General features: G+C 68.0%; 16 protein-coding genes. 5 read left to right on the top strand and 11 right to left on the bottom strand.

What is annotated here, in order from left to right; all coding sequences use genetic code 11:
* Positions 1-21: 21 nt before the first annotated feature.
* Positions 22-231: an ornithine acetyltransferase gene (locus H0X95_RS07225; protein WP_006497729.1), complete on the bottom strand. Its 210-nt coding sequence runs from the start codon at positions 229-231 to the stop codon at positions 22-24.
* A gap of 253 nt (positions 232-484) precedes the next feature.
* Between H0X95_RS07225 and H0X95_RS07220 the strand changes: the two genes are divergently transcribed.
* Positions 485-2,194, top strand: a complete 1,710-nt coding sequence (locus H0X95_RS07220) for a glutamine--tRNA ligase/YqeY domain fusion protein (protein WP_006482253.1) — start codon at positions 485-487, stop codon at positions 2,192-2,194.
* A 134-nt stretch (positions 2,195-2,328) separates the two neighbouring features.
* On the opposite strand, the gene H0X95_RS07215 is transcribed toward H0X95_RS07220, so the two are convergent.
* The 3 genes from H0X95_RS07215 to H0X95_RS07205 form a co-directional block, all read right to left on the bottom strand.
* The gene (locus H0X95_RS07215; RefSeq protein WP_034200688.1) at positions 2,329-2,802 is read right to left on the bottom strand and encodes an NUDIX hydrolase; all 474 of its coding nucleotides are present in this window, start codon (positions 2,800-2,802) and stop codon (positions 2,329-2,331) included.
* 8 nt (positions 2,803-2,810) lie between these two features.
* Entirely contained in the window at positions 2,811-3,197 is a 387-nt protein-coding gene (locus tag H0X95_RS07210; RefSeq protein WP_006482251.1) for a hypothetical protein, read from the bottom strand.
* A gap of 109 nt (positions 3,198-3,306) precedes the next feature.
* Complete coding sequence (locus H0X95_RS07205; protein WP_196445996.1) at positions 3,307-4,656, bottom strand: cytochrome-c peroxidase; 1,350 nt, start codon at positions 4,654-4,656, stop codon at positions 3,307-3,309.
* A gap of 222 nt (positions 4,657-4,878) precedes the next feature.
* Between H0X95_RS07205 and H0X95_RS07200 the strand changes: the two genes are divergently transcribed.
* A complete protein-coding gene (locus H0X95_RS07200; RefSeq protein WP_006490385.1) occupies positions 4,879-6,465 on the top strand; it encodes an acid phosphatase in 1,587 nt (528 codons plus the stop codon).
* 109 nt (positions 6,466-6,574) lie between these two features.
* Here the strand turns inward: H0X95_RS07200 and H0X95_RS07195 are convergent, their stop codons facing one another.
* From H0X95_RS07195 to H0X95_RS07170, 6 genes are read right to left on the bottom strand one after another with little or no spacing between them, the layout of a single operon-like run.
* Positions 6,575-8,080 (bottom strand): alginate export family protein, encoded by a 1,506-nt coding sequence (locus H0X95_RS07195; RefSeq protein ID WP_069352003.1) that lies wholly within the window; start codon positions 8,078-8,080, stop codon positions 6,575-6,577.
* Complete coding sequence (locus H0X95_RS07190; RefSeq protein ID WP_006497734.1) at positions 8,077-8,778, bottom strand: YoaK family protein; 702 nt, start codon at positions 8,776-8,778, stop codon at positions 8,077-8,079. Before H0X95_RS07190 ends, H0X95_RS07195 begins: the two co-directional genes overlap by 4 nt.
* A complete protein-coding gene (locus tag H0X95_RS07185) occupies positions 8,775-9,689 on the bottom strand; it encodes a glyoxalase (RefSeq protein WP_196445995.1) in 915 nt (304 codons plus the stop codon). Before H0X95_RS07185 ends, H0X95_RS07190 begins: the two co-directional genes overlap by 4 nt.
* Before the next feature lie 26 nt (positions 9,690-9,715).
* Positions 9,716-10,177, bottom strand: coding sequence for a DoxX family protein (locus H0X95_RS07180; protein ID WP_196445994.1), 462 nt, complete (start codon positions 10,175-10,177; stop codon positions 9,716-9,718).
* A 1-nt stretch (position 10,178) separates the two neighbouring features.
* A complete protein-coding gene (locus tag H0X95_RS07175) occupies positions 10,179-12,071 on the bottom strand; it encodes an amidohydrolase (protein ID WP_196445993.1) in 1,893 nt (630 codons plus the stop codon).
* Positions 12,072-12,089: 18 nt separating this feature from the next.
* Positions 12,090-12,257, bottom strand: a complete 168-nt coding sequence (locus H0X95_RS07170; RefSeq protein ID WP_006498993.1) for a DUF1427 family protein — start codon at positions 12,255-12,257, stop codon at positions 12,090-12,092.
* Positions 12,258-12,355: 98 nt separating this feature from the next.
* On the opposite strand from H0X95_RS07170, the gene H0X95_RS07165 reads away from it, so the two are divergent.
* Positions 12,356-13,279: a LysR family transcriptional regulator gene (locus tag H0X95_RS07165; protein WP_006482668.1), complete on the top strand. Its 924-nt coding sequence runs from the start codon at positions 12,356-12,358 to the stop codon at positions 13,277-13,279.
* Positions 13,280-13,342: 63 nt separating this feature from the next.
* Here H0X95_RS07165 and H0X95_RS07160 read toward each other — a convergent pair whose 3' ends face one another.
* Positions 13,343-14,029, bottom strand: a complete 687-nt coding sequence (locus H0X95_RS07160; RefSeq protein WP_006482670.1) for a hydrolase — start codon at positions 14,027-14,029, stop codon at positions 13,343-13,345.
* Positions 14,030-14,304: 275 nt separating this feature from the next.
* On the opposite strand from H0X95_RS07160, the gene H0X95_RS07155 reads away from it, so the two are divergent.
* Both H0X95_RS07155 and H0X95_RS07150 read left to right on the top strand, forming a co-directional pair.
* Positions 14,305-14,565 carry a XapX domain-containing protein gene (locus H0X95_RS07155; protein ID WP_006482681.1) on the top strand — a complete coding sequence of 87 codons (261 nt, stop codon included), beginning with the start codon at positions 14,305-14,307 and terminating at the stop codon, positions 14,563-14,565.
* Between the two features lie 25 nt (positions 14,566-14,590).
* Entirely contained in the window at positions 14,591-16,171 is a 1,581-nt protein-coding gene (locus H0X95_RS07150) for a cation:proton antiporter (protein WP_196445992.1), read from the top strand.
* The last annotated feature ends 39 nt before the right edge of the window (positions 16,172-16,210 follow it).

Below are 16,210 nucleotides of genomic sequence, written 5' to 3'. Positions count from 1 at the left end.
GCGGGCGCCTGCCGGCGGGGATCAGCGGACGCCGGCGCCGACCAGGCCGCCTGCCGCCGCGCCGGCCACCGTGCCGACCGGGCCGCCCGTGATCAGGTAGCCGAGCGCGCCGCCCGCGGCCGCGCCGATCCCGGCATTGCGTTGCGTATGCGTCATCGCGCATGCGCCGAGTTGCGACAGGGCCGCGACGATCACCGCGGTACGAACGAGAAAAGTGGTCTTCTTCATCATGATTATTGGCTTCCTCCCGCCACGCAAAAATTGCGAATGGCGGCATTGAATCGGTAAAGCCATCATAGGAAAACCCGAACGGCGCCGGCAATCCGATTTACGTCGTGTTACAGCCGACACACACTCGATATATTGCGGTACGCATCGCGAACGGACGGCGCCGGACCGGCAGGCCGCGCGGGACGGACCCCGGTCAGGTAGAATTACAGGATTAAACCGGCGCGACGCGCCGACACAACCTGACGCCAACCGCATGAGCACCGAACGCAACGACGCCCCCGCGGCTTCCAATTTCATCCGTAACATCATCGACGACGACAACCGCACCGGCAAATGGGGCGGCCGCGTCGAGACGCGCTTCCCGCCCGAGCCGAACGGCTATCTGCACATCGGTCACGCGAAGAGCATCTGCCTGAACTTCAGCGTCGCGCGCGACTACGGCGGCGTGTGCCACCTGCGCTTCGACGACACGAACCCGGAAAAGGAAAGCGTCGAATACGTCGACTCGATCGTCGACGCGGTGCGCTGGCTCGGCTTCGACTGGCGCAAGGACGCGGTGGATCATCAGTATTTCGCGAGCGACTACTACGACAAGCTGTACGAGTTCGCCGAGCTGCTGATCAAGCGCGGCAAGGCGTACGTCGACAGCCAGAGCGCCGACGAAATGCGCGCGAACCGCGGCTCGCTGACCGAAGGCGGCAAGCCGTCGCCGTTCCGCGAGCGCACGCCGGAAGAGAACCTCGACCTGTTCCGCCGGATGAAGGCCGGCGAGTTCAAGGAAGGCGAGCACGTGCTGCGCGCGAAGATCGACATGGCGTCGCCGAACATGAACATGCGCGACCCGGTGATCTACCGGATCCGCTACGCGCACCACTACCGCACCGGCGACGCATGGTGCGTGTATCCGATGTACGACTACACGCACTGCATCTCGGATGCGCTCGAAGGCATCACGCATTCGCTGTGCACGCTCGAATTCGAGGATCACCGCCCGCTGTACGACTGGGTGCTGAACGAACTCGCGGAAGCCGGCGTGTTCACGCGCCCGCTGCCGCAACAGATCGAATTCTCGCGGCTGAACCTCACGTACGCGATCACCAGCAAGCGCAAGCTGCTGCAACTCGTCACCGAAGGCCACGTCGACGGCTGGGACGACCCGCGGATGCCGACGATCGTCGGCGTGCGCCGCCGCGGCTTCACGCCGGAGAGCATCCACCTGTTCTGCGAGCGGATCGGCGTGACGAAGATCGATTCGTGGATCGACATGAGCATCTTCGAAGGCGCGCTGCGCGACGACCTCGACGACAAGGCGGCGCGCACGGTCGCGGTGCTCGATCCGCTGAAGCTCGTGATCGACAACTATCCGGAAGACCTCGAGGAAGCGTGCACGGCGCCCGTGCATCCGCACCATCCGGACCGCGGCGTGCGCACGTTCCCGATCTCGCGCGAACTGTGGATCGAGCGCGAGGATTTCGTCGAAAACCCGCCGAAGGGCTATTTCCGCCTGTTCCCGGGCAACAAGGTCCGCCTGCGCTACGGCTACGTGATCGAATGCACGGGCTTCGACAAGGACGCCGACGGCAACGTGACGGCCGTGCACTGCAACTACTTCCCGGACAGCAAGTCGGGCACCGAAGGCGCGAACACGTACAAGGTAAAGGGCAACATCCACTGGGTCAGCGCGAAGCACGCGCAGCCGGCCGAAGTGCGGATCTACGACCGCCTGTTCAAGGAGCCGCACCCGGACGCGGGCGGCGCGAACTTCCTCGAGGCGCTGAACCCCGATTCGAAGAAGATCGTGCAGGCGTACCTCGAGCCGGGCAACGGCGACGTCGCGCCGGAAACGCGCCTGCAGTTCGAGCGCCACGGCTACTTCGTTGCAGACCGTGTCGATTCGAAGCCGGGCAAGCCGGTGTTCAACCGGATCGTCGGGCTGCGCGACAGCTGGGGCAAGCCGGCCTGACGGCCTGCTCCGCGCGGTAGCGCGCGGCTCGCAAGCCGCCGCTGCCTCGGCATGAAAAAACCGGCCCTGGAGCCGGTTTTTTCATGGGCGCGGGCCGAAGAACGGCAGGCGAAAACGGAAGCCGCGGCGCCCGTTCACGCGCCCGACAACCGCCGATGCAAGTCCGCCAGCGACAGCTTCGTGCGAAACAGCCGCGCGAGACTGCGGCTCGCATAGGTGTCGATGTCGCCCGGCACGGTCCAGCGGTACGCGTCCATCTCGGGAATCATCGAGCCGTCGCGACGGCTCGGAAACAGCGACGTGCACGTGCAGTGCGCGGGATCGATTTCGCCGTCGGCCACCTGCACCGCGAACAGGTGCAGGTCCTTGTCGTGCCGGTACGCGAAGCGGCCGAGATCGAGCAACCGCGCCGGCGCGAACGCGATGCCGGTTTCCTCCAGCAGTTCGCGCAGCGCGGCGTCGGCCGGCGTCTCGCCCGGTTCGCCCTGCCCCTTCGGGATGTCCCAGTGCGTGGTGTCCGTCGCATGCGCGAGGAACACGCGACCGGCCGCATCGAGGATCACGACGCCGCACGATACCGTGCGCGGCGCGCCGCCCCGCTTCGTCATGCGCGTGCTCAGCGCTTCTGCAGCTGCCACTTGCCCGCGGCCGTCTTGCAATAGACGGGCTTGAGCGTCATCGTCTGGCCCTTCGCGGTGATTTCGGTCGCGACTTCGCGGCAGGTCTTGCCGTCCGCCTCGGTCGTGCTCGGCGTGAGCTTCGCGTCGATCTGCGTGCCGCGGCCGCTGCTCTGCCACGTCGTGGTTTCGCCGTCCTTGCCTTCGTCGCGCGCCTGCACGACTGCCTTGGAAAGCGACGCGCGGTCGGTCTTGCTGAAATAGCTGATCGGCGTGTCGTTCAGGAAGTTCAGGTTGTTCTGCGCGTGGGCGGGCAGCATCGCGGCTGCGCACGCGGCGCCGGCCAGCACGCGCGTGACGACGGAAAGGGATGCACGCATCGACATGTTTTTCTCCTTGGATGTTCGATCGAAAGGCGCGGTGCATGCCGGCGAACCGGCACGCACCGCGCCCGTCAGCGAGCGAGCATAGCATGCGTGCTGCGATGAAGGCCTTCTAGGGCTTGGCGGCGACGGCCGTTTGCTGATATCCGTCAGTCAGCGTGCCCAGGAACGCGATCACGTCCTTGATCTCGGCCGTATTCAGCGCCGGCTGGTCGCCGCGCTTGCGGTCGAACGGCGCTTCGCGGTTGATGTTCGGCCAGTAGCGCTTCGGCAGGTCGTCGTAGATCTGCACCTTGCCGTGCACGACCGGGTAGAACTTCTCCGGATGGATGTCGCGTTCGACGTAGAAGCGCATCACGTCCTCGAGCGAGTGATACACGCCGTTGTGGAAGAACGTCTTGCGCAGCGCGACGTTGCGCAGCGACGGCGTGCGGAACAGCCCGCAGAATTCGTCGCGCCCCTTCAGGTCGGTGCGTTCGGGACCGCAGGCGCCGAGATCGTAAAAGCGCGGGTCGCGATTGACCGGCAGCGCGCGGTTGCGCGGCACCGCGATCGCGATCAGCCCGAAATCGCTGAACTGCGGCGGGCCGCCTTCGAGCGTGCGCTGGCTGATGTGGCAGCTCGCGCAATTGCCCTTCTTCTCGTCGTTGAACAGCTGCAGCCCGTGCAACTCGGCGGGTGTGAGCTGCGCGTGGCCGGCCAGATATGCGTCGTATTTGCTCGTGTACGGATCGAACAGCGCCGGCTGCTGCTGGAATGCATCGAGCGCGCGCAGCACCGCATCGAACGTCGCCCGGTCGTCGCCGAGTACCTGGTCGCCGAACGCCTTGCGGAACGCGTCGGCATACGGCGCGGCGCGGACCGCCTTCGCGACTCGCGCAGGCGAGCTGCTCATCTCGAACGGCGACAGGAGCGGAATGCGCGCCTGCGCATCGCGCGTATCGACGCGGCCGTCCCAGGTCAGCCCACCGGTCGGACCCGCGTCGACGCTTTCGTCACCTTCGTCCGGCGAATCGTGGAAGTGCTCGCTGAACGGCGGGATGCCGCGCAGGTACTTCAGCGACGGCACCGCGCGAAAGCCGGTACGGTGCATGTCGTCGCCGCCCAACTGCACCGACAGCGCGTTCGGCGGCCCGAACGCATGCTCGGCGCTATGGCACGACGCGCAAGCGAGCTTGCCGGACCCGGACAGCGACGGATCGAAGAACAGCTGCTTGCCGAGCGCCGTCATCTGCTTCACGCCCTCGAACACCTGCGCGCGCGTCTGCGGCTGGCGAGCCGGCGCGACCGCCGGGGCGGCCGGAGCAGCCTGCGCCGCCGGGACGACGGACGCGGCCGACGCGGTCGTGCCGGGCTGCGCGTCGCAACCGACGAGCGCGGCGAGCGCGCCAGCCACCGCGAGCGTCGCCGCGGCGGGGACCAGCGACCGCGCGAACGCGAAGGATTTCAGAAAGGTGTGCATCGTCGTTGTTCTGGTAGCGGTGGGCAATCGGCCGGAGCTTATGTCAGTTCCGTGACCGTTGGATGACGTTCAACCGACAGTCAATTGAAAGCGTCCCTACACCCGGCTGTCAAATCGGTTCCAGATAATGCGCGCAGCCGGGCGGTACCGCGAGGTTCGCGCGCCGGCCCTCCGCCACCCGGTTCCCACACGCGACCAACGACGAATGAGAGAGAACATCGCATGAAGAAGCACGCCTGGATTCGCTACACGCCGATCGCCCTTGCGGCCGCGCTCAGCCTGACCGCCTGCGGCGGCGACGACGTGACGCAGCAGGGCCTGTCGGCCGTCAAGAACGTCGTCGTGATCTACGCGGAAAACCGCAGCTTCGACAACCTGTACGGCAACTTCCCGGGCGCGAACGGTCTGCAGAACGCGACGGCCGCGAATTCGGTGCAGAAGGACCGCGACGGCTCGACGATGGCGACGCTGCCGAAGATCTGGGGCGGCCTGACCGCGACCGGCATCACGCCGGCGGTGACCGAGGCGATGACGGCGAACCTGCCGAACGCGCCGTTCGCGATCGACGATCCGAACGGCTTCAACCAGTCGATGAGCATCGCGACGCGCGACATCGTGCACCGCTTCTACCAGGACCAGATGCAGATCAACGGCGGCAAGAACGACATGTACGCCGCATGGACCGACGCGGGCGGCCTGACGATGGGCCACTACACGGCCGATCCGTCGAAGCTGCCGCTGTGGAAGATCGCGCAGCAGTACGTGCTCGCCGACAACTTCTTCATGGGCGCGTTCGGCGGCTCGTTCCTGAACCACCAGTACCTGATCTGCGCGTGCGCGCCGTACTACCCGAACGCCGACAAGAGCCCGGCGGCCGGCAAGATCGCCGTGCTGAACGCCGACGGCAAGTCGCTGAAGGTCGCGACGAACTCGCCGGCTTCCGCGCTGAGCGGGCCGCCGAAGTTCGTCAACGACGGCGCGCTGACGCCGGACTTCTACGGCATCAACACGATGCAGCCGGCGTATCAGCCGAGCGGCAACAAGGCGGCCGCGGGCGGCGATCCGCTGCTGGCCGACCCGGCCAATCCGTCGACGATGCCGCCGCAGACGGCGACCAACATCGGCGACCTGATGACCAACGCGGGCGTGTCGTGGGCGTGGTATGGCGGCGCGTGGGGCCAGGCGCTGCAGGCGAGCCAGAACGGCACATCGAACGTGATCTACGGCGCCGACCTGTCGACGCCGAACTTCCAGCCGCACCACCAACCGTTCAACTATTTCGCGAACCAGGCGCCGGGCACCGCGAGCCGCGCGCAGCACCTGCTCGACGGTGGCGCGAACGGCGCGGAGTTCATCAAGGCAATCGACGCGGGCACGCTGCCGCAGGTCGCGTTCTACAAGCCGCAAGGCAACCTGAACGAGCATCCGGGTTACACGGACGTCACGTCCGGCGACCAGCACATCGCCGATGTGATCGCGCACCTGCAGGCCAGCCCGCAGTGGAAGAACATGGTCGTGGTCGTCACGTACGACGAAAACGGCGGCTTCTGGGATCACGCCGCGCCGCCGACCGCCGACCGCTGGGGCCCGGGCACCCGCATTCCGGCACTGATCGTGTCGCCGTTCGCGAAGAAGGGCTTCGTCGACCACACGCAGTACGACACGGGTTCGATCCTGCGCTTCATCACGCGCCGCTTCTCGCTGCCGCGCCTCGCCGGCCTGCAGCAACGCGACGACGCGCTGAAGGCGAACGGCGCCCAGCCGATGGGCGACCTGACGAACGCGCTCGCGCTGTCGCCGAACCTGTAATCGCATCGCGGTCACCGCGAACGAGCCGGCGGCGATGCCGGCTCCGAACGAACGAAGGGCGGCCTTCTGGCCGCCCTTGTTCATGGGTCCGCGTGACTGCGCGCTTGCCTTACCAGCCGTACTTCAGCTCGACGCCGACGTAGTCGGCGTTGTGCCCGCCCGCCTGCCGGATCGCATCGCCGACCTGGAAATGCACGGCCTCGAGCGCGCCGATCAGGTTCGCGGCGATCGTCCAGTCCGCACGCAGCTGCACGTACATCCCCGTCCACAACCCGCCCTTGCCCGCGGTACCCGGCACGACCGCATTGCCCTGCTGGTAGACGGCGTCGCCGGTCGTCTCGCGCCACTGGAAGCCGAGCGCGCCGAGCAGCGACAGGTTCGGCGACGGCTTCAGCGTCACGGACGGCTTCACGTGGATCAGGTTCGAGTAGCCGGTGTAGCCGGCGAGCGTGAAGTAGTAGCCGTTCGGAAACAGCGGATTGAACGTGCCGATCCGGCCATCGCGCGGATGCCGGTCGCCCGACGCCGCGTCGACCTGCAGCGCGATGCGCGGCGACCACGGCGCGTCGAGCCGGTAGCCGGCGATCGAACCGACGGCCCATGCGGCGATCGTGTCGTTGCCGACCGTGCCCGTCTGCAGCATCGTTTCGAGGTCCCAGTCGAAGCGGCCGTGCGTGCCCGTGTAGCGGACGTCCCACACGTCGCGATGCTCGGGGCCGCTCGCGTCGAGGAAACGCCCGTGGCCGCGGTTGTAGCGCGACCAGTAGCCGGACAGATCGCCCGGCCCGACCGACTGCCGCTCGAAGCGCACGCCGCTGAACGTGAGATCGCGATTCGACACGTCGTCGAACGTGGACACGGTACGGTTCTGCACCGGCTGCGTCGCATACGCGATGAAGCGCCACTTCCGATACTCGTAGTCGACCCACACCGCATCGAACGCCTGCCGCACGTTCGGGCCGTCGCGCGCGGCGATGAAGCGCTGCAAGTCGAACGCCATCTCCTGACGGCCGACGCGGAACTTCAGCGTGCCGCCGCCGAGCGCGCCCGTGTAGGTCGCGAACGCCTGTTCGAGATCGAGCGGATTGCGGTCGACCGGCGCGATCGTGTTCTTGCCGAACGCGCGCGCATCCTGCAACTGCACGAAGAACTGCCAGTGCCGGCCGAGATGCGCATCGGCATGCACTTCGACGCGCTGGATCAGGTACGTATCCGATTGCGCGGCGCCGATGCCGAACAGCGGCGCGTCGTTGGTTTCGAGCCGCTCGCGCAGGTTCACGCCGAGCGACAGATAGGAGGACGGATCGTTGCCGAGCGCAATGGCTTTCAGCCCGTCGAGCGGCGCGCGCGGCACACAGGGATTCGCGAGCACCGACCAGTCTTCCTGCCAGCGGTTGAACAGGACTGCGGGACGCTTGGCCGGGCACGTCGATGCGCTGGTGGCCGCGGGCGCCGAGGCCGATGACGCGCTCGATGTCGGCGTCGACGCCGACGCGGCTGCCGTTTCCGCGAACGCCGCGTCGGCGCCCGAGAGCATCAATCCCGCGACGATCGACACGCGCGCGGCCCGCTCGAAGTGGCGGCCGCGGCGCCCGCTTCGCCGACGCTCGATCATGCGGGCTCCCGCGGGGTCGTGCCGGCCGCTGGCGACGCCGCCCCCAGCGCCAGCGCCGCCAGCGCACCGACGGGCGCGAGCAATGCAAGAAACCCGACGGCGCGAAACCCGAGCGCGCCGCATGCCGCGCCGAGCGCGAACGCGACGATCGCCGGCAGCATCTTCGCGAAGCGCGCCCGCGCCGTCGCACGCGCGCTGTCCGCCGTGCCGGGCGACAGCATGTCGACGGCATCGAGGATCGCCTGCGTCACGTTGCCCGTCATCACCGTGTTCGGCACGCCGCCCGCGCGCGCGATCACGCGCGGATGCGCATTCTGCACGCCCATCGCGAACGTGCCGACGATGCCGGCCACGAGCGCCGGCAGGCTGTCCGGTTGCGTGACGGGCGTCGCCCACACGCCGGCCGCGCAGAACCCGAGCAGCAGCACGGCCTGCACCGCGTGCAGCATGCGCGTGCCCTGCCAGGCCGGCCGCGCGGCCATCGACCGCGCGATCAGGCTGCTCGCGATCACGCCGCACACGAACGCAGGAAACACGCTGAGCTTCAGCACGACGCCCTGGCCGAAGCCCGCGATGCCCGCGCCGATCAGCACGAAGTTGCCGGTGACGTGCGCGGTGAACAGCCCGAACAGCGCGACGAAGCTCAGCGTGTCGACGAAGCCGGCCACCGCGGCAAGGATCGTATCCTCGTGCTTCATCGCGCCGCGCTCGCGTGGATCTCGGCGACGTAGCCGCCCGGAAACTGCACGAGCGCCGCGTCGCGGCCGTCCGACGTGAAGGCCGGCACGAGCACCGTCACGCCCGCGGCCTGTGCCTGCTTCAGCGTCGCGGCGAGATCGGCCACTTCGTAGCCGGTCATCTCGCGGCCGAACGGGTAAGGCAGGTGACCATCGGTCGCGAGCACGGTCATCTTGCCGAAGCCCGATTCGATGCGAATGCGGCGGTACGTGTCGTTCGGCCGGCCGATTTCGATGCCCGGCGCCTTCAGGTCGTCGGACACCACCTTGCCCTTCGAGAACTTGACGAAATCGTGCACGAACTTGCGTACGCTCTGCGGCGACACGTACACGCGATTCTCGGGGATGGTCTGCAACGCGTCGTAGTGCGGCGCCTGGGTATGCCAGTAGAGCTGCATCTTCACGTCGCCCGCCCACGCGATGATCGCGTCGCGGCCGATCGGATCGGGGAACGTGTCGACGATCACGTCGGCGCCGTGCTCGCGCGCGGATTTCACCGCGACGTCCATGTCGGTCACGAGATAGCCGGTGCGTTCCGCGCAGAACGGATACGGGATCGGCGTCTTGAAGCCGAATACCGAGATCGTGCCGACCGGCGTCAGCACCAGCTGCGACATCGTCTGGCTCGGCGTCGGCGTGACCTGGAACACGCCCTGCTTCGACTTCGTGCCGCCGAACGTCGCGACGAAGCTGTCGGTGAAGCGGTCGAAGTCTTCCGGCGCGACGCACACGTGGGTCGTGTCGTACTGCGGACCGACCGCCACCGTCGGCGCGACCGCCGGCGGCACCGGCGGTTTCGCGAACGCCGCCGGCGCACCGGCAAGGCCGCCCGCGCACATCGCGGCGAGCAGCACTGAACGAATCGTTTTCATGAAAGGCTTTCCTGGTTGTTGCATCGTCATCGATTGGAGCGGCCATCATCGGCCGCGTGCGGTGCATCGGCGAGCCGGGTCGCGAGCACGAGTGCCGCGATCAGCCCGAGATGCTCGAAAAAGCTGTTGAGCGCCATGAAATGCTCGGTGCCCGTCCGGTTCCAGAAATCGTTGGCCACGGCCATCGCGACCAGCGTCAGCATGCCGAGGCTGCCGGCGCCGAGCCACGTGAAGCGGTTGAACACCACGCACAGCGAGCCGGCGATCTCGACCGCGATCGCCAGCGCCGCCCACAGCGCAGCCGGCTGCAGGCCGAAATGCGCCTGCTCCGCCACCGCGCCGTGAAAGTCGAGCGCCTTCGCGACGCCGCCGATCAGATACGCGGACACCAGCGCGAGCCGCGCGAGCGGCAGCACCCCCGGCTGCGCGAGCAGCGCGCGGACCCACGCCGGATTGCCGGCGCCGCCGCGGTGGGTCGGGGCCGCCATGTCAGACCGCCCAGCACGAACAGCCGAACGCACCCCAGAAGCCCTTCGCGTCCGACGTCGGCAACGCGCGGCCCCATGCGCCCGCATGCGCATGCCCGTGCACGTTGCACGCGCTCGAACAGCCGCACGCCGCGGCGGCCGCTGCCGCGCGCTGCAACGGCGCGCCGTTGCGCTGCGTCGCGCCCCAGCCGCCATAGCCGCCGTACTCGCGCACCGGCGACCAGTCGGGCATCGCCGGCGGAATCGGCGCGTCGTGCGACGCGAACGGCCCCGCGCCCCACACGATCTTGCCGCCGACCACCGTCAGCAACGCGCTCGTGCCGACGATATCGTCCTCCGCGCAGGTGAAGAAATCGCGATCGGGGACCATCAGGTCGGCCAGTTGCCCGACCGCGATGCGCCCTTTCTTGCCCTCTTCGTTCGAGAACCACGTCACGTATTCGGTCCACATCCGCAGCGCGGTTTCGCGATCGAGCAGGTTGCGCTGCGGATACATTCTGAGGCCACCGACCGTCTTGCCCGTCACGAGCCACGCGAGCGACACCCACGGGTTGTACGACGCGACACGCGTCGCGTCGGTGCCGGCCGACACCTTCAGCCCCTTGTCGAGCATCTTCGCGACGGGCGGCGTCGCCTCGGCGGCGCGCGCGCCGTAACGTTCCACGAAGTATTCGCCCTGGTACGCCATCCGGTGCTGCACCGCGATACCGCCGCCGAGCGCGGCGATCCGGTCCATCGATTGCTCGGAGATCGTTTCCGCGTGATCGAAGAACCAGTTCAGCCCTTCGAGCGGGATGTCTTCGTTGACCTTCTCGAACACGTCGAGCGCGCGGCTGATCGTTTCGTCGTAGGTTGCGTGCATGCGCCAGGGCCAGCGGTTCTGCGCGAGCACACGCACGACGCCTTCGAGATCGTCTTCCATCTGCGCGGGCAGGTCCGGGCGCGCGACGCGGAAGTCTTCGAAGTCGGCCGCGGAAAACACCAGCATCTCGCCCGCGCCGTTGTGACGGAAATAGTCGGTGCCGTCGTGATACGTGACGCTCCTGGTCCAGTTCACGAAGTCTTCCTTCTCGGCATTCGGCTTCTGCGTGAACAGGTTGTACGCGATCCGCACCGTCATCTCGCCCGTGTCGTGCAGCTTGCGGATCACTTCGTAGTCATCGGGATAATTCTGCGAACCGCCGCCCGCGTCGATCACGCCCGTCACGCCCAGCCGGTTCAGCTCGCGCATGAAGTGGCGCGTCGAGTTGTACTGATACTCGAACGGCAGCTTCGGGCCTTTCGCGAGTGTCGCGTAGAGGATCGTCGCGTTCGGGTTCGCGAGCAGCAGGCCGGTGGGGTTGCCCGCGTCGTCGCGCAGGATCGTGCCGCCCGGCGGCTCCGGCGTGTCCTTCGTGTAGCCGACCACCCGCAGCGCGGCCGCGTTCAGCAGCGCGCGGTCGTACAGGTGCAGGATGAACACCGGCGTGTCGGGTGCGACTGCATTGAGTTCGGCGATCGTCGGCAGCCGCTTCTCGGCGAACTGGTGCTCGGTGAAGCCGCCGACCACACGCACCCACTGCGGCGCGGGCGTGATCGCGACCTGGCGCTTGAGCATCTCCATCGCGACCGCGAGCGACCGCACGCCGTCCCAGCGCAGCTCCAGGTTGTAATTCAGGCCACCGCGAATCACGTGCGTATGGTTGTCGATCAGGCCCGGCAGCACGGTGCGGCCGTCGAGGTCGACGACCTTCGTCGCACGGCCCGCGAGCGGCACGATCTCCGCATTGCCGCCGACCGCGACGAAGCGGCCGTCCTTGATCGCGACGGCGGTCGCGACCGGGTTCGCACGATCGAGCGTCGTGATGCGCCCGTTGTGCAGGATCAGATCGGGTTGGGTATCGGTTGCGCTCATGAAATGTCCTCGATGCGGTCAGAAGCCGAGCCAGTGACGAACCGGCGCGATGGCCTGCGCGCCGGCCAGCATGCCGGCGAGGCCCACCAGCGCGATCAGCGGCGGTGCCGGCGAGCGCACCCTGATCACGCTGTACACGACGCCGATCAGCACGCCGGCGCCCAATGAAATTAGATAAGATTCCATAACGTTTTTTCTCCCGGCCGGATTAGAATCACCGGCATCGCGAGGCCGCCTGCGCGGCGCATCGCATCCGTTTCGCTTCCCTGCCATTCACGCCGACCATGCAACACCTTCCTGATCTCGAAGCCTGGGCCATCTTTGCGCGCGTCGCGGAGACCGGTTCGTTCGCGAAAGCCGCCGACCTGCTCGGCGTATCGCAACCCACCGTGTCGAAGGCGATCGCGCGCCTCGAAAAACGCCTCGGCGCGATGCTGCTGTACCGCACGTCGCGCAAGCTGTCGCTCACGCCGACCGGCGAACTGCTGCGCGACCGCGCGATCCGCCTGCTCGCCGATGCGGAGCTGATCGAGAACGAAGCGTCCGCGCAGGCGCTCGAGCCGCACGGCCTCGTGCGCGTGAATGCGCCGATGTCGTTCGGGCTGCGCCATCTGTCGCCGGTGCTGCCCGCGTTTCTCGAACGCTATCCGCGCGTCGACATCGATCTCGTGCTCACCGATCACATCGTCGACATCGTGTCGGGCGGCTTCGACGTCGCGATCCGCATCGCCGAGCTGAACGATTCGACGCTGCGTTCGCGCCGCCTCTGCGCGGTGCGCCGGCCGCTCGTCGCATCGCCCGCGTATCTCGACCGGCGCGGCCGCCCCACGCATCCGCGCGACATCGAACAGCACGTGTGCCTCACGTACACCAACTTGCCGACCCCCGAGCACTGGCGCTTCCGCCATCCGGCGTCGGGCGACGAAGTCGGCGTGTCCGTCCACGGGCGCATCCGCACCAACAACGCGGACGTGATCCTCCCCGCGCTCGTCGGCGGTCACGGCCTGGCGCTGCAGCCCGAGTTCCTCGTGTGGGACGCGATGCAGCGCGGCGAGCTCGAGGAAGTGATGAGCGACTGGAAGATCGCGGACATCAACGTGAACCTCGTCACGCCGCCCGGCATGCTGCGCGCCGCGCGCGTGACGGTGCTGCTCGACTTCCTCGCGGAACGCTTCGCGCACGCGCCGTGGGCGCTGCCCGCCGCCTGAACGCGTGATGAGCGGTGGCAGGCGCTCGCCGCCTCCGGCGCGGCGAGCGCGGCCGCCGGCCCGTTACTTCGCGGGCACGGCCGGAATCGACTCGTGCGGCGTCGCGGTGCGCTGCGGCGCCTTGTGGACCATCGTGTACGCGTAGTCGACGCCCATCCCGTATGCGCCCGAGTGCTCCTTCGCGATCGCCATCACGGCGTCGTACGTGTCGCGGCGCGCCCAGTCGCGCTGCCACTCGAGCAGGACCTGCTGCCACGTGACCGGCACCACGCCGGCCTGCACCATGCGCTGCATCGCGAAATCGTGCGCGGCCTGCGACGTGCCGCCCGACGCGTCGGCGACCATGTAGATCTCGTAGTCGCCCTCGAGCATCGCGCACAGCGCGAACGTCGTATTGCAGACCTCGGTCCACAGCCCCGACACGATCACCTTCTTGCGACCGTTCGCGGCGAGCGCGTCGCGCACCTTCTGGTCGTCCCACGAATTCATCGACGTCCGTTCGAGCGTCTTCTGGTTCGGGAACACGTCGAGCAGCTCGGGATAGGTGTGGCCCGAGAAGCTGTCGCTTTCGACCGTCGTGATCGTGGTCGGGATGTCGAAGACCTTCGCGGCCTTCGCGAGCCCGACGACGTTGTTCTTCAGCGTCTGGCGATCGATCGACTGCACGCCGAACGCCATCTGCGGCTGCTGGTCGATGAAGATCAGCTGGCTGTTGTGCGGTGTCAGTACTTCAAGCTTCGGGTTGCTCATGGCGAATGAGGTCCTGTGAACGGAAAAAGGGGGGCCTGCCTCGACCGTGAAAACGGGAGGAGCCTGGTGTGCGTCGACGCCGGATCGTCATCCGGGCCGAAATATTTAAGCCGCAAACGCACGGCGCGAACACCCAAGAAATGGAATCGATCCGATTCCTGAACGAATGCCCGTTCGGGGCTGCCCGCCCTTTTTTTCTTCACGCAAACCCGCTACGCTTTCAAGTTCTTGACGGCATGCACCGCGCCGCCCGTCGGCCCTCACGGAAGCTCACCATGAAACCGTATTTCCTGTCGCTGATCGCCGGCCTCCTCGCGGGCGTCATCTACGGCGCACTCGGCGTGAATTCGCCGGCGCCGCCGCTCATCGCGCTCACCGGCCTGCTCGGCATGCTGGCCGGCGAACAGATCCTGCCCGTCGCGCGCCGGATGTTGTCCGGCCATCGGCTGAACACCGCATGGCGCGACGCACAGTGCAGCCAGCACATGTTCGGCGCGCTGCCGGGCGGCGCCGCGAACGACCGCAAGCCTTCGTGATCCACCCCATCGCCGCCGGCCGCGCATGACCAACGTCGAGCTGTTCCATTACCTGCTGCTGTTGATCTGCGGCGCGGGCGCCCTCACCTGGCTCGCCGAGCGGATTTCGATTCCGCCGGCCGTCGTGCTGCTGCTCGGCGGCTGCGTGGTCGCCGTCGCGGGCAAGCGCGTGCCCGACATGGACCCGGCACTGCTGCTCGCGGCCGTGCTGCCGCCGCTGTTGATGTCGAGCGGGTTCTACACCGCGTGGAAGGAATTCCGGCAGGAACTCGCGTCGATCGCGTCGCTCGCGCTCGGCGCCGTGGCGTTCACGACCGTCGCGGTCGCGCTCGCCGTGCATGCGGCGAATCCCGCGCTGCCGTGGGCCGCGTGCTTCACGCTCGGCGCGATCGTGTCGCCGCCCGACGCGGTCGCCGCGAAGGCAATCCTGCAACGCCACCCGCTGCCCGCGCGGCTCGTCGCGGTGCTCGAGGGCGAAAGTCTCGTCAACGATGCGTCGGGCCTGCTGCTGTACCAGATGGCCGTGTCGGCCGCGCTCGCCGTGTCGATCACGGCGGCCAGTGCCACCGGCCTGTTCTTCTCGCTCACGCTGATCGGCATCGCGGTCGGCCTCGCGTGCGGCCACGCGATGTGCTGGGTGCTGCCGCGCCTGCGCGATCCGATGCTCGGCATCGTCGTGACGTTCGCGATGGCATGGGGCAGCTACGGGATCGCGGAAGCCGTCGACGGCTCGGGCGTGCTGTCGGTCGTCACCTGCGGGCTCGTGCTCGGCGTGCGCCAGCATCGGGTGTTCAACGCCGACATGCGGATCAAGGCGAAGGCGACGTGGGAGGCGATCGTGTTCGTGCTCGACGCGCTCGTGTTCATCCTGATCGGCCTCGCGCTGCATGCGATCCTCGCACGCGTGAACCACGAAGGCGCGGTGCTGATGGCCGGCCTGCGGGTCGCGCTGCCGGCGACGGCCGCCGCGATCGGTGCGCGCGTCGTGTGGGTGTTCGTCGCGATGTGGCTGCCGGGCCGCCTGCGTGCGCGGCGCGCGGGCCACACGCCGTGGTCGTGGCGCGAAGCCGTCGTGCTCGGCTGGTCGGGCATGCGCGGCGTCGTGAGCCTCGCGGCCGCGATCGCGCTGCCGGCCAACTTCCCCGGCCGCGACCTGATCCTGTTCAGTACCTTCCTGCTGATCATCGCAACGCTCGTCGTGCAGGGCGGCACGCTCGCGCCGCTCATTCGCGTGCTGAAGCTGCGCCCGGCCGCGCGCCACACGATGTCCGAACATGCGGTGCGCGCGCACACGTTCGGCGCGGCGCTCGCCGCACTCGATACGCTCGGGCAGCACGGCTCGGCGCTCGAGCAGCCGTCGCTCGACCGCCTGCTCGCCGAATACCGCAACCGCGTCACGTTCAACGAACGCGCGCACCGGCAAGGCGCCGAACCGGCCGGCGTGCGCGCCCGCATGCTGCGCGTCGAACTCGAGCTCGTCGGCATATCGCGCCGCGCGCTGCTCGACCTGCATCGCGACGGCAAGGTCGACGACGCGGTACTGCACCGCATAGAATCGGAACTCGATTTCGAGGAGCTGCGGCTGCAGCGCCTGCTCGAACCGTAACGTCCGGCCTGCCCGGCCCGTCCCCTTTCCCACCTGGAA

This window comes from Burkholderia sp. 9779_493 (assembly GCF_015712215.1).
GTDB lineage: Bacteria > Pseudomonadota > Gammaproteobacteria > Burkholderiales > Burkholderiaceae > Burkholderia > Burkholderia cenocepacia.
This window is presented reverse-complemented; position numbering and strand designations above follow the sequence as displayed.